Genomic DNA, 14253 nt, shown 5'->3' with positions numbered 1-14253 from the left:
CAAAACAGGGGTGTTTTGATTGCGCATGTGAATACGTTTTATTTCGTGAAAGACATTAAGGTTTGGCAGACAGCACATACTGCAGACATAAATCCCTGTGGGAGCGTTGCTTGGTCTGATCAAGTGTGTGAGCAAACATAGAATCATCCATAACAATCCTGCGTTCCAGCTCAGGTGCCTGTGCGTTGTTCGGCTCGGGGCAGGGCATCACAACGGCAAGTTGATCCCGAAGGTATTGATGCCCTCGCGGCTGTGTACAAACACGCTGCCGCCATGCATTAACGCAATGGCTTTAACGATGGCCAGCCCCAGCCCGTGGTTTGCACCACTGTTAGCGCGCGATGCGTCTACCCGATAAAAGCGTTCGAACAGTTTGGGCAGGTGTTCGCTGGCAATTTGCGCACCGGGGTTGGCAACGCCAACGCTCACATGGTTAGCCTCTTCGGTGATATCCACGCGGATCAACCGGCCCGCTTCAGTGTGTTGCACAGCGTTGTGCAGCAGGTTGATAAGCGCCCTGCGCAAGTGCGCTTTTTCCATCGGGACGCGGGCGTCGCCGTGGACTTCTACGCGCACCTGAGCATCTTCAAGAATGAAATCCAGATAATCCAGCGTGGTGGCCACTTCCTGAGCCAGCGAGGCACAGGTCAACTCTGTGGCTTTGCTGCCCTGATCGGCGCTGGCCAGGAACAGCATGTCGTTGATGATTGAACGCAGTCGTTCGAGCTCTTCCAGATTCGATTGCAGCACTTCGAAGTAGTGTTCCGCCGAGCGGCCCCGGGTCAGGGCGACCTGAGTCTGACCGATAAGATTGGTCAGGGGCGAGCGCAGTTCGTGGGCGACATCGGCGTTGAACGACTCCAACCGCGCATAGGCCTGTTCGACCCGCTCCAGTGTCGAATTGAACGAGGTGACGAACTGGTCGAGTTCCGGTGGCAATGGCGTCATCTGCAGTCGGCCGGAGAGTCTGGGTGGTGCGAGTTTTTGTGCCTCCAGCGACAGGTTGGTCAACGGCCGCAGACCAATACGCGCGACCCAGTAACCCAGCACCGAAGCCAGCAAGATGCCCAGCGCTGCGAAGCCGATCAGGGCAATCATCAAAGCATGTTGGGTCTGCAGGAAAGTTTCGGTATCGACAGCAATCAGAAATCGCAAAGGAGGGCGCTCTTCCTTGGCTTCAAACTGGCTGACCAAGACCTTGAACGGGAACTCATGCCCGGTAATTTTCAGGTTGCGCATGCCCAGCGGGCCGTTGGCGAAGCTGCGAATGTCGGCATCCGGATTGCCGAATTCGTAGGTTGGATTGTCACTGACAACCCAAAAGCGCAGACGCTTGTCTTCTTCACTGAGCAGCTTGAGTTTGCTTTTGATCCGCCCCCAGTGTTCGATGTCGCTGTGCCGGTTGACCGCAGATTCGAGCACGCTGTAACGCGCCTCGGCCTCGGCCTCCGGTAGCAATGCCATGCTTCTGTCGACCTGCAAGTACAAGGCCCAGCCGATCAGGGTGAAGACCAGCAATGCCACCAGTGCAAACAGGCCGCTCAGACGCAGGGCAATCGAGTCAGTCTTCACTGCGGCTCTCCGGCGCGGCTCTCCAACACGTAGCCCATGCCGCGAATGGTGTGCAGCAATTTCTGTTCGAATGGCCCGTCCAGTTTGGCGCGCAAGCGTTTTATCGCGACTTCGACGACATTGGCGTCGCTATCGAAATTGATATCCCAGACCATTTCGGCGATGGATGTCTTGGACAGGATTTCCCCTTGCCGACGCGCCAGCACACTGAGCAGCGAGAACTCTTTGGCGGTGAGGTCCAGGCGCAGTCCGGCGCGAGTAGCCTTGCGGCTGATCAGGTCGATCCACAGGTCGGCAATGCTGATCTGTACCGGTTCGTGGCCGCTGCTGCGTCGGGTCAGGGCCTGCAGGCGGGCGACCAGTTCAAGGAACGAGAACGGTTTGCCCAGGTAGTCATCGGCCCCTTCGCGAAGGCCGCGGATACGGTCGTCCACTTGTTCGCGGGCGGTCAGCATGATCACTGGCGTCTGCTTGCGTGCGCGCAACGTGCGCAATACGCCAAAGCCATCCAGACCGGGCAGCATCACGTCGAGAATGATCACTTCGTAATCGCTCTCCAGCGCCAGGTGCAGCCCCTCGATACCATCGCGGGCGAGGTCTACGGTAAAGCCTTGCTCGGTCAGACCGCGATGCAGGTAATCCGCGGTCTTCTCTTCGTCTTCGATGATCAGGACACGCATGGGGCAGTTCTCGATAGGTAAACCATAACTTTTTAAATGCGCTGGACCTTGTGGGCTCTTATCAAACAACGCGCATACCACTGAATTGAAGCGCATCTTCTGTAGGAGCTGCCGAAGGCTGCGATCGCTGTATGTCAGGATAAATGCTTCGCAGCCTTCGGCAGCTCCTACAGGTCCATTGCTTGCTGTCAGACATCGGCCCCTACAGGTTTCTTATTGGTCATCACTTTTGCATGACTAAAGCCGGCTCAGCCTCAGCCTTTCGTTTATGAAACACCCGCTCCAGCTGCAAATAAATCACCGGCGTCGTAAACAGCGTCAGCATCTGGCTGACCAGCAAGCCGCCGACCACGGCAATCCCCAGCGGCTGGCGCAGTTCGGCGCCGACGCCATAACCGAGCATCAAGGGCAGGGCGCCCAGCAGTGCGGCCAATGTCGTCATGATGATCGGGCGGAAACGCGTCAGGCAGGCTTCATGAATGGCGTCCAGCGGGCTCATGCCTCGGTCGCGTTGTGCCTCAAGGGCGAAGTCCACCAGCAGGATACCGTTCTTCTTGACGATGCCGATCAGCAGCACCACGCCGATCAAGGCCATGATCGAAAAATCCTGTCCCATCAACCACAACAACAGCAGCGCGCCGATACCCGCCGAGGGCAGGGTGGAAATAATAGTCAGCGGGTGGACGAAGCTCTCATAAAGCACCCCGAGAATGATGTACACCGCCACCAGCGCCGCGAGAATCAACCAGGGTTGATTGGCCAGCGAGCTCTGAAATGCCTGAGCCGCGCCTTGGAAGTTGCCAATGATTGACGCTGGCATGCCGATCTCGTTCTTGGCCTGATCAACCATGCGCACCGCATCCCCCAGGGCCACACCTGGCGACAGGTTGAAGGACAGGTTTGCCGCCGGGAACATGCCGTCATGGGCAATCGACAACGGACCCATGGTCGGGGCGCCGACTTTGGCCAGCGCCGACAGTGGCACCATCTCGTTTGTCAGGGGCGAGCGCAGATAAAAATACGCCAGGCTTTCGGCCTTGCCACGTTGTTTGGCGTCCAGTTCCAGAATCACTTTGTACTGGTTGATCTCGGTCTGGAATTCGCTGATCTGCCGTTGACCGAACGCGTCGTACAGGGCCTGGTCAACGTCATTGGTGGTCAGCCCGAAACGGGCAGCGGCGCTACGATCAATATTGATGTGAGTGACGCTGCCGCCCAGTTGCAGGTCGTTGGACAGGTCGCGGAATGCCGGATTGCTTCGCAGCTTTTCCGTCAGGCGCTGGGTCCAGGTGTTGAGCAGCGGACCGTCATTGCTCTTGAGCACATACTGATACTGGCTGCGGCTCGGGCCGGGGCTGAGGTTGATGTCTTGCCCGGCCCTCAAATACAGGACGATGCCGGGTATCTTCGCCAGCTTAGGACGTATCCGGTCGATGAATTCACTCACCGACACGTCACGCTCACCCCGAGGTTTGAGGGAGATCCAGAAGCGTCCGTTGGCGATGGTCTGGTTGCTGCCGCTGACGCCAACCGAGTGGGAGAACGCCTGAACGGCAGGATCGGCACCGACGATTTTTGCCAGTTGCAGGTGTTTTTCCACCATGTCGGGGTAGGAAATATCTGCCGCAGCTTCACTGGTGCCAAGGGCAAAAGCCGTGTCTTGCACCGGAAAGAAACCTTTCGGAATCAGCACGTAGCCAACCCCAGCCAGTACCAGCGTCAACCCGAAAATCCCGAGCATGATCCGTTGATGGGCCAGCGCCTTGTTCAGTCCGCGTTCGTAAAGCGCCAACAGACGTTCACTGAAACCCGGCTTCCCATGCGGATCATGTTTTGGCGCGCGCATGAACAGCGCTGCCAGTGTTGGAGCCAGGGTCAGTGAAACGACGACCGAGATCAGAATGGTCGCGGTCGCGGTCAGGGCGAACTCCTTGAACAGCCGCCCGACCACGCCGCCCATGAACAACAACGGGATAAAGGCCGCCACCAGCGAGAAGCTGATGGACACCACCGTGAAGCCGATTTCTCCCGAACCCTTGATCGCCGCTTCGCGCATGCCGTCACCTGCCTCAAGGTGTCGGTGGATGTTCTCCACCACAACAATGGCATCGTCCACCACGAACCCGACGGCCACCACAATCGCAACCAGCGTCAGGTTGTTCAGGCTGAAACCAAACACGTACATCATTGCGAAACTGGCAACCAGCGAGACCCCCAGCACCGCGCTGACGATCAGGGTTGCCGAGAGCTGACGCAGGAACAGCGCCATGACCGCGACCACCAGCAGAATGGCGATCACCAGCGTCATTTCCACTTCATGCAGCGAGGCGCGAATGGTTCGGGTACGGTCATTGAGCACCGAAACATCCACTGATGCCGGAAGCATTTCCAGCAGACGTGGGAGTTCGCGCTGAATGCGATCCACGGTTTCCACGATGTTTGCGCCGGGCTGGCGGAAGATCGTAACGTTGACGCCTTGCTGATCACCCGACCAGGCCTGCACGTAAGCGTTTTCTGAGCCGTTGATGACCCGCGCCACATCCTTCAGGTGCACCGGCGCGCCGTCCTTGTAGGAAACGATCAGTTGCGCGTAATCCTGAGGCCTGAACAGCTGGTCGTTGGAAGCGATCGTGGACACGCTGTCTTTGCCGTACAACGCACCTTTGGCGAGGTTAAGACTGGTTTGCTGTACCGCGACACGGATGTCCGCCAGCGTCAGACCCAGCGCGGCCAGTTTCTCCGGCGCAGCCTGCACGCGAATCGCCGGGCGTTGCTGGCCGGTAATGAACACCTGACCCACACCGTCAATCTGGCTGAGTTGTCGTGCCAGCAGCGACTCGGTGACGTCACTGAGTTCGGTGGGCGGCATCAGATTGGAGCTGACGCTGAGAATCAACACCGGGCTGTCGGCCGGGTTGACCTTGCGCCATGTTGGCAAATTGGGCATGTCAGCGGGAAGGCGGCCCGCTGCGGTATTGATCGCGGCCTGAACTTCCTGCGCGGCGGTATCGATACTTTTATTGAGGGTGAATTGCAGGGTCAGGTTAGTGGAGCCTAGCGCGCTGCTGGACGTCATCTGGGTCATGCCGGGGATCGCGCTGAATTGCACCTCCAACGGTGTCGCGACCGACGACGCCATGGTTTCCGGACTTGCACCCGGCAATTGGGCTGTCACCTGAATGGTCGGAAACTCCGCCTCCGGCAGCGGTGCAACCGGCAGGCGAGGGAAGGCAATCGCCCCTAACAGAACCATGGCAAACGTCAGCAGCAAGGTGGCGACCGGATGGTCTACGCACCACGCTGAAATAGATCCGCGGCCCTTCATCGTGTGCCGTCCAGGTTGGCCGTCTGGCTATTCTCGGTTGTGTCGCGCAGCACTTCGATGCGCGATCCGGCCTTCAGTCGTGACTGGCCGTCGCTGACCAGCACGTCGCCTGCCTTGGGGCCTGATATCAGCATCAGGGCACTGTCCTGATACAGCACCTGCACCGGAACGACCTCGACCTTGTCACCATTGACCCTGAAGGCGAAGTGCTGGTCGATGCCGCGCTGTACCACCTGTGGAGGTACTCGCAGGGCATCGCGCTCAACGGCTGTCTGGATTTTTACCGTGACCAACTGGCCCGGCCACAATAACTGTTTCGAATTACTGAACTCGGCCTTGGCGCGAATGGTTCCGGTGGTGGCCGAGACCTGGTTGTCGATCAATGTCAGCTTGCCGTCACCCAGCAGAGTGCCGTTGTCGCCATCACCGAGAAAGGCTTTGACCGCCGCTGGTGTGCTGGAGGCGATCAAACCTTGCAAGGTCGGCAGCATCTGTTGCGGCAGCGAGAATTCGACTGAGACCGGATCGATCTGTGTGACGGAAAACAGGCCCTGGGCATCGCTGACGCGCAGGAAGTTGCCTTCGTCGACATTACGAATCCCGACCCGGCCGGTCACCGGTGAGCGAATCTGTGTATACGACAACTGCACTTGCGCGGCGTTGATTGCTGCGTCGTTGCCCATCGCAGTGGCTTTGAGTTGATGAACCGTGGCTTGCTGCTGGTCGAAGGTTTGTTTGGAAATGCCGTTGTCTTCGCTGAGCAATCGATAGCGCTTCAGATCAACCTGAGCCATGTCCAGTTGCGCCTTGCTTTGCGCGAGCTGCGCTTTGGCTTGTTCCAGTGTTGCGCGGATTGCCCGGTCATCAATCGTCGCCAACAGATCTCCGGCTTTGACCGTTTGCCCTTCCTTGACCAGCACTTTGGTGAGGATGCCGTCCACCTGGGGCCTGATCACCACACTGTGCAGCGACAGCACCGAACCTATCCCCGTCACGAAGCGAGGTACATCCTCCTCGGTCACTTTGACAACTTTGACAGGTACCGCCACCGGCGCGCTTATTTTTGCAGTGGCCGGACGGGTCAGACTCCAGCTGGAAACACCGATCAAGCCTACGATGACAGCAACGGCAAGGACGGTTCTGGTCTGTTTACGCATTCGAGAGACGCCGGAAAGTCGGGATAGGGAAGTGTGTCGATGTTGGCTTGTCTCTTATAACCCGCCAACCCGGTCAGCAGAGTGACGGCCGCCTGTCAGAATTGTCAGCAAGAAAAGCGCGCGACCCGCGAACGTTATCAAGAAACCCCGGCCCGAGACGATATCCATAGAAAGGAATCTGCGGAAATTTACTGCTCGTTCCCTTTGACTCTTTGTACTGATCAGAACGTATAACCTGGAGCAAGCCTATGGAACGCAGCGTCTCAAGTTTTAATCGTTGCCTGGACGTCGCTCATGAGGTGCGAAAGGTTGCCGCCCTTGTGATAGTGGCTTCCCTCTGCATGAGCGTTTCGGTGGCGCAAGCGTCCGAAGGGCAACTGAGTTTTACCGGGCATATCAGCAACTCCAGTTGTGCGGTGCTGCAGTCGACGAATGCGCAAGAAGCGGCCAATACTCAACGGGTCAAGGTGTCTGAGCACCTGTCCTTCGTCGTCGACACTTTGCACAATGCCTGCACTGCGTCAGTCATTCCATTCTCTGCTCAGTATCAGGCGCTGCCGGTAGCACTCTCCAGTAATGACCGCGCCGGTGCGGGGATTCTGACGCTTACCTACCAATAGCATTATGGAAGTTAACCGCTGGCTGCTAAACCTTGCGCTTGAGCATACAAGTGCAAGGCTGGGTAGTTAAAAACTTCGGCGTCTGTCGTGTTTCGGTCGACTTTGTATGAGGTTTTACCTGACCTCTATTATCAGGTATTGTCGCCAGGCTATACATCACGTGGCCTGCGCGAGAGTTCGGGGTTAGTCCTACGGAAAGTTCCTGCAAGTTGTGTGGGTTAATCCATTTTGTCAAAGTAACAAAGACGACATCGATCACAAAGATCGAACCTTATAGTGCGTGGCGTCCGATTCAGGGCGTACACGAAATAACACAAGGAATGTCGTTAATATGAAAACTATCACTCTTGCGCTGGCCATTAGTGGCGCTATGGCTTTGAGCCTGACCAATACGGCCAATGCTGCGAACAATGGCGTGCTGAAATTTACCGGCACCCTGACCAATATTTCCTGCAGCGTTGCACCTGGTACAGGCACTGGCCCGGGCAATCAGCCTGGCGATATTGCTGTTGATCTGGGCAATGTTTCGTTCTCTGAAATTGGCACCTCTGGCGAAAACAGGCTCGAGACCGCGACGCCTATCCAGTTGCTGGTCAACTGCACTGCGGGCGCCGATCAATACAATCTGGTGAAGATGCGCTTTAAAGCCGGAATGGGCCATGGCACGGATGACAATGACAGCAAGCTACTTCGTGTCACCGGTTCGGCAGGCGGTGTTGCCATCGGCGTGCTTAACGCTTCGAATCAACTGATGGATCTGTCCGGCACTGGAACCATTGACAAACCACTGGTCAAGGACGGCGCTGATGGTGCCACCGCTGAGCTCAACCTGGCTGGCGTCTACATGCTCAACGGCACGGCACCCCGGCCAGGTACCGCCATGGGCGACCTGCCGTTCACGCTGGATTACGAGTAATACGCTGGCCGGAGCGAGCAGCACTCGTTCCGTCTGCGGTTACGCATCTCCATAGAATATTGAAAGGTATGGACGTCCGCAGGACCAGCTTTAACCGCTCGCGGTTCAAGCCTGGTCCTGCGGGCAGTGTCTTATCAAAGACGCTGTGATGTTTCATATCAAGTACAAGGCGAGCGTCAGCATGTTTTTGTTCTTACAGCGTCGTGTGGTCCTGCTGGTTTCAGCAGCTGGGTGGCTATTGCTGCTCAGCGCCAGTGCGCAGGCAAGCATCGTGATAAACACCACACGCATCATCTATCCCGCGTCAGACAAGGAAGTCAGCTTCGGCGTACATAACGTCGGAAATAAAGAGATCCTTGTGCAAAGTTGGCTGGAGCCAACGGCTGAATATGCGGATCCGAATAATCTGCCCTTTGTCATCACTCCGGCAATAGCCCGCTTACCGGGTGATGGCAGGCAACTGGTACGGATTATCCATGCCGGGATGGACATGCCACAGGATCGGGAGTCAGTACTCTGGCTTAACGTCCAGGAAATCCCCCAGGTTGCCGCGCAAAACACATTGCAGATCGCGATTCGGCAGCGCATGAAGCTGTTCTTCCGGCCCAAAGGGTTGGCGGGTGATGCCGCCGAAGCACCCGATAACCTGCGCTGGAAGCTGACTGCAAATAATACCGTGCACGTTGAAAATCCCGGGCCGTTTCATGTCTCGATGGTCATGATCGCCGTACAACGTGCCGGCAGTGAGTTGCTGAGCAAAGACAGCCAGATGATCGCTCCCGGACAGCAACTGCAACTGCCGTTGAGTTCGCCCGGTGATGGAGCGGTGCTGAGTTTTATCAGCATTAATGATTTCGGCGGTCAGATTGCTTATCGCGCTGCGCTGAAAACAGGCGAAATCACCCGGGCCGTCAAGGTGGAACCTCGATAGCCGCCACGTAGTTTTACATCACGCCTTACTTACCCAATTTGAGCCGCGTCATGCGCGACGGCTCAGTAGTTGTGTGTCTGCCTGAAAGGGATTCGGGTGTGACCCAGAACTTCTAGATCGAGTGGAAGCAGCTAATGGAATGGCTTTACAAGAACATTGGGGAATTAACCCCGGGATCCATCCTGCCGTTAACAAAGGGGTTCAAATCAACGTGTTTGAAAGGTGCTATGGCATTGGCTTTAATGCCCTTGCTGGCGGAGCAGACCAGGGCTGTCGAGGGTGCGCCGGTCGCCGTTGTGAAGTTCAATACCGCATTCATTCAGGGCAGTGACCAGCCGCCGGAGCTCACCGAATTCTTGCAGGCCAATACGGTGTTGCCCGGAACCTATCGGGTGGATATTTACGTCAATCGTGCATTGAGCGGTCGGCGCGACATCGCCTTCGTCAGCGACTCTTTATCCGGTCGTATCGGGCCTTGTCTGACGCTGGAGATGCTTCAGGCTTTCGGTCTTGATATCGAGCGCCTGCAGACTGGACAGCCGCAGCAAAGTCCGCAGGCGTGTTATGACTTGCCAGCACGTGTCGAGTTTGCACGTGTTGAGTACCAACCCGGCACGCTACGTCTGAACATCAGCGTGCCCCAAGCTGTCATGCAGCGCAGCGCCAGAGGTTATGTGCCACCGGAGTTATGGGATGGGGGAGAATCAGTAGGTTTTGCCAGCTACTCGTTCAACGCTGTGCGTCGCAGCAACCAGCGTGAGAAAACCGATCAGTACTATCTGGGGCTGCGCAATGGCCTGAATCTTGGCGCATGGCGTTTACGCAACGAATCTTCACTGGCCTATGGTGATAATCAGTCTTATCGCTTCAGCAGTAACCGTACTTATCTACAACGGGATCTGAGTACGCTGCGCAGTCAGTTGACCCTTGGCGAAACGTTCACCGATTCACAGATCTTCGACAGTGTGCGTTTTCTGGGGGTGGGCGTCAGCTCCGACGATGCGATGCTGCCCGACAGTGAGCGTAACTATGCGCCGGTGATTCGCGGCACTGCCGAAACCAACGCGTCGGTGGAAGTTCGGCAAAATGGTTTTTTGCTCTACAGCGGCAACGTGTCACCGGGTCCGTTCGAGATCAGTGATATCTACCCGAGCGGCTCCAATGGTGATCTGCAAGTCACCATTATTGAAGCCGATGGTCGTCGGCGCTCTTTCACCCAAGCCTATGCTTCTCTGCCAATCATGGTGCCCGAAGGTGTATTTCGCTACAGCCTTGCAGCAGGACAGGTCGACAGCGGCAGCGATGACGCCGCAACCCCGATATTTGCCAGCCTCGGTTTGATCTACGGCGTGTCCGAACGGGTCACGGGCTTTGGTGGTTTGCAGTTGGCTGATGATTACCAGGCGACCAATGTTGGCGCCGGTCTCAATACCGGATACGGCGCACTGTCAGCCGACCTGACCCACTCCATCAGCGAGACCGATCAGCAGAGTCAGGCGGGACAGAGTGTGCGCCTGCGATACGCCAATACCTTGAATGCCACCGACACCACGTTTGCAGTGGCCGGTTATCGATATTCCACCGACCTTTACCTGTCCTTGAACGAGCACGTCGAATCAGCTCGCGCGCGTTTTCGCCGGGCAATGATCGGCCGTCCGAAAGACCGCATGGAGCTGAATGTGACTCAAACCTTGCCTGCGCAGTTTGGCAGCCTGAGTCTCACGGCCTCGGAACAGCGGTATTGGCGCATGGAAGGCAAAACCCGGCAGTTCTACCTGGCGTATAACGCTGCCTGGCGGTCGCTCAGTTACAGCCTGTCGCTGGAAAATAATCGTGATTTCGGTCGCGACGGGCAGGGTGAGAGCGACAATAGAATCGCCGTCAGCCTGACCTTGCCACTGGGTGAAAGCACCAGTGCTTCGCGGCTGTCTTTCAATGGTGTACGAGACAGCGCAGGCGAGTACAACGCTCAAGCGGGCCTCAGTGGCCAGGTCCTTGATCAGCGCCACGCGTTCTATTCGGTACAGGCCGGGCATGACAGCAGTTCAGGCAGTTTTGGCTCCGGAAAACTCAACACTACTCAGCCCTACGGCCGCTTCGAGGCAGGTTATAGCCAAGGGCGTGACTACAACGCCTTGAGCCTGGGTGCTTCCGGTTCTGTGCTGGTTCATGGTGGGGGCATAAACCTGGGGCAGTCACTGGGGGAAACCTTTGCTCTGGTGGAGGTGCCGAAGGTCGGCGGAGCCAGACTGACCAGCTTCAGCAATGTCGAGACCGCTGCCAATGGCTACGCGGTATTGCCGTATGCGCAGCCTTATCGAAGCAACTGGATAAGCCTGGATACCCGGCAACTCGGCGCGGACGTTGAGCTGGATAACGCGGTCAACCAGATTGTCCCGCGTCGCGGCGCTATGCCTGTGGTGCGCTTCAAGGCCTCAACCGGGCGCCGTGTACAGTTCGAGTTGGTTCAAGGCAATGGTAGCAAAGTGCCTTTTGGGGCGAGTGTCGAAACGCCTGAAGGCAAAGCTTTGGCGCTGGTTGATCCCACCGGTCGGGCGCTTGTCCTGAGCGAACAGGACAGCAGTGAGTTACGTGTCAGGTGGGCCGATCAAAGCTGTCGTGCACCGTTCTCGTTGCCAGCTCGTGATCCGCTGCGTGCCTACGAGCGTATCCGGGTGATTTGCCAATGAAGACGCTTGTTTATGTGGGGCTTGCTGCGTTGCTGGCGAGTTTTAGTGTGCATGCTGCGGTGTCCCTGAGCGGGACGCGGCTGATCTTCGATGGCCGCTTCCCCGAAGCAAGCCTTGAAGTCGTCAATCGCAGTGAGCATGAAGTGTTGATCCAGTCCTGGCTAAGCGATCCGGCCAACATTGACGGCAGTCTTGACGGTGCCGCCGTCGAGCTGCCATTCGTGCTCAGCCCTCAATTGGCGCATCTGGAAGCGCGCGGCAGGCAAACAATCAGGGTTCTGTATCAAGGTCAGGGCATGCCGCTGACCGAAGAGTCCTTGCTGCACCTGTATGTACTGGAAATTCCAAGGCGCACTCAAGTCACCAACGCGTTGAGCATTGCCATTCGCCAGCGCATCAACCTGTTTTATCGTCCCGTCGGGCTTACTGATGATCCTGCTGCAACCGCCTACCGGCTGCGCTGGACACTGGCCTCAACCTCGCTGCGCGTGAGTAACCCGACTTCTTACCATGCCGCGTTACAGGATGTACGGCTGGGCGGGGTGGCTGCCAGCGACTACCTCCTCTTGGCGCCAGGCACGAGCCAAGACATCCCGATACCTGCCGCTCTCGGTAGGCGAAACCTTTCTTTCAAGGCGTTGAACGATTACGGCGGGGCTGACCTTTACTGCGCGGCAGGCACGGACGATGGCTTTGATAACACGGAACACCGGCAAAAGGACTGCTGAATGATGAATACCTATCTCCAGACTGCACGTGATTTTCTGCACGGGAATGCCTTCCCTGTAGACGTGCGTTCCTGTCCAGCAAAATATAAATCACCGAATAGATACGATTTTCATGTGGGAGCGGTGCTTGCCCGCGATAAAAACACCGCGTTTTATCCTTCAGACTGCGTCGCCTTTATCGCGGGCAAGCACCGCTCCCACATGAAGCCGAGTTTGCTGCGCGACAGCGAGGTGCATTGGCGACCGGGCGGCGCCTGCAGAGCCTTGCTTCTGCTGGCTCTGTTGCTAACCCCGGCCACCGGTTTCGCGGTGGTCTGCAAAACTCAAGGCTCGGGGGAAACGGTGGTTCGGGCTGATCTGGACAGCAGCGTGGCGATCCCTGCAAGCGTGCCCGACGGGGAGGTTGTCTGGCGATCCGAGCGTATGGACCTTCAGGTCGAATGCGCCAAGGACGGCGCGCTGGCAGCTCAGGAAGAAGTCGTCCTTTACCTCAATCCTGACAACCTGAAAGTCGGCCAGGGCATTCGGGCTGGCATCACGTTGGCGGGAGTCGACCATGCGCAGAGCAGCGGACGAATCGGTACGGGTCATTACCTGCCCGTTTGTCACGAAGGCGAGGGCAATATCGGCGCTTGCCCCAAGGTTCGATTCAACCTGGCGTTTTCCGTGTTCATTCAGAAGTTCGGGCCAATCCCTCACTCCGGCGTTGCCAGCGATTTGCTTGATTACCGGGTGTTCCAGCTCGACAGCGCCAAGGGGCTCAATCCGCTGCCGGATCAAAGCCTCAATTACCGGATCAATAACCTCAGCGGGCTACGATTTGTGGCTTGCGATGCGCAGTTGCAAGTCGTGCCTGAAACCGTGGAATTCGGCAACGTCGGTATTCAGCAGGTCGCGGTGGGCAAGGTCATCGAGCGCCGGCCGTTCTCGCTTGTCACCCGACGCAGTTGTGATTCACCGTTCAGCCTGGGCGCGCGCTTCAAGCCGGTCAGTGGCAAATTGTCAGGCAACTACCTGATCCCTGTTGCCAACGACAGCGTGGGTATTCGCATCCTCAGCGCTCGTGATGAATCCGTGTTGAGTTACAACGAGCCTTTTCATCTGGCTGATCTGCTCAATGACACCCAGACGAGCAGTGTGGACTTCAATGCCGAGCTGGTCTGGCAAAAAAACAATCCTAAAGCCGGACCTTTCGAGGCTGAAGTCATGGTGGACCTGTTCTACAAATAGCTTCAGCCGATAGGAGGTTCCGGCTGTGCAGGCGGCGGGTAAATGATTCAGGTATGCTGCGCGACCTTTCGACGACTGATTGCCAATTTCTGGAGCTTTTCATGACTTCTATCGACCCAACACCGGCTCCTGAAACTGTCATTGCCGAAGATTCGGCTACGGACAAAAAGGCGCCGGTCCCTGCGTTCAGCTTTCCTTTCAAGCCTGCAGACTTCGCGCAGTCGAAAACGGACCAGCCCTGGTACCAGAAGTCGAACAAGCACGGCCACAACAAAACCCCTGGTGCCGCGCCCCACGGCACGCGCAAGTCGATGGGCAAGCGCTAAACCGTAGGCGGGATGTTGTGAGGGCGATGCGGGATTCTGTGTTTCCCTGCTAGCTCAATTCCCTGTAGGAGCTGCCGA

At 57.2% G+C, this 14253-nt stretch carries 11 protein-coding genes; 7 read left to right on the top strand and 4 right to left on the bottom strand.

The window, feature by feature from the left end:
- Window positions 1-207: 207 nt before the first annotated feature.
- From AUC61_RS11655 to AUC61_RS11640, 4 genes are all read right to left on the bottom strand, one after another.
- Window positions 208-1572 (bottom strand): heavy metal sensor histidine kinase, encoded by a 1365-nt coding sequence (locus AUC61_RS11655; RefSeq protein WP_243246197.1) that lies wholly within the window; start codon window positions 1570-1572, stop codon window positions 208-210.
- Complete coding sequence (locus tag AUC61_RS11650; protein ID WP_243246196.1) at window positions 1569-2252, bottom strand: heavy metal response regulator transcription factor; 684 nt, start codon at window positions 2250-2252, stop codon at window positions 1569-1571. Before AUC61_RS11650 ends, AUC61_RS11655 begins: the two co-directional genes overlap by 4 nt.
- 223 nt (window positions 2253-2475) lie before the next feature.
- Window positions 2476-5577: a multidrug efflux RND transporter permease subunit gene (locus tag AUC61_RS11645; RefSeq protein WP_243246191.1), complete on the bottom strand. Its 3102-nt coding sequence runs from the start codon at window positions 5575-5577 to the stop codon at window positions 2476-2478.
- Window positions 5574-6734, bottom strand: coding sequence for an efflux RND transporter periplasmic adaptor subunit (locus AUC61_RS11640; RefSeq protein ID WP_243246190.1), 1161 nt, complete (start codon window positions 6732-6734; stop codon window positions 5574-5576). The genes AUC61_RS11645 and AUC61_RS11640 overlap by 4 nt, the downstream gene beginning before the upstream one ends.
- A 248-nt stretch (window positions 6735-6982) precedes the next feature.
- Here AUC61_RS11640 and AUC61_RS11635 point away from each other — a divergent pair, with 248 nt between their 5' ends.
- The 7 genes from AUC61_RS11635 to AUC61_RS11605 all read left to right on the top strand — a co-directional run bounded on the left by AUC61_RS11635 (window position 6983) and on the right by AUC61_RS11605 (window position 14175).
- On the top strand, window positions 6983-7354 hold the full coding sequence (locus AUC61_RS11635; protein WP_243246189.1) for a hypothetical protein: 372 nt from the start codon (window positions 6983-6985) through the stop codon (window positions 7352-7354).
- 331 nt (window positions 7355-7685) lie between these two features.
- Entirely contained in the window at window positions 7686-8270 is a 585-nt protein-coding gene (locus AUC61_RS11630) for a fimbrial protein (protein WP_243246188.1), read from the top strand.
- A gap of 181 nt (window positions 8271-8451) precedes the next feature.
- Window positions 8452-9201 carry a fimbrial biogenesis chaperone gene (locus AUC61_RS11625; RefSeq protein WP_243246187.1) on the top strand — a complete coding sequence of 250 codons (750 nt, stop codon included), beginning with the start codon at window positions 8452-8454 and terminating at the stop codon, window positions 9199-9201.
- 242 nt (window positions 9202-9443) lie between these two features.
- On the top strand, window positions 9444-11891 hold the full coding sequence (locus AUC61_RS11620; RefSeq protein ID WP_243246533.1) for a fimbria/pilus outer membrane usher protein: 2448 nt from the start codon (window positions 9444-9446) through the stop codon (window positions 11889-11891).
- Entirely contained in the window at window positions 11888-12619 is a 732-nt protein-coding gene (locus AUC61_RS11615; protein ID WP_243246186.1) for a fimbrial biogenesis chaperone, read from the top strand. The genes AUC61_RS11620 and AUC61_RS11615 overlap by 4 nt, the downstream gene beginning before the upstream one ends.
- Window positions 12620-12820: 201 nt before the next feature.
- Window positions 12821-13849 (top strand): fimbrial protein, encoded by a 1029-nt coding sequence (locus AUC61_RS11610; RefSeq protein ID WP_243246185.1) that lies wholly within the window; start codon window positions 12821-12823, stop codon window positions 13847-13849.
- 101 nt (window positions 13850-13950) lie between these two features.
- On the top strand, window positions 13951-14175 hold the full coding sequence (locus AUC61_RS11605) for a hypothetical protein (protein ID WP_243246532.1): 225 nt from the start codon (window positions 13951-13953) through the stop codon (window positions 14173-14175).
- Window positions 14176-14253: the final 78 nt, after the last annotated feature.

It is taken from the genome of Pseudomonas maioricensis, from assembly GCF_022790535.1.
GTDB classification, from domain to species: domain Bacteria; phylum Pseudomonadota; class Gammaproteobacteria; order Pseudomonadales; family Pseudomonadaceae; genus Aquipseudomonas; species Aquipseudomonas maioricensis.
Note: the sequence above shows the minus strand (reverse complement) of the source record. Positions and strands in the feature narration are given on the sequence as shown.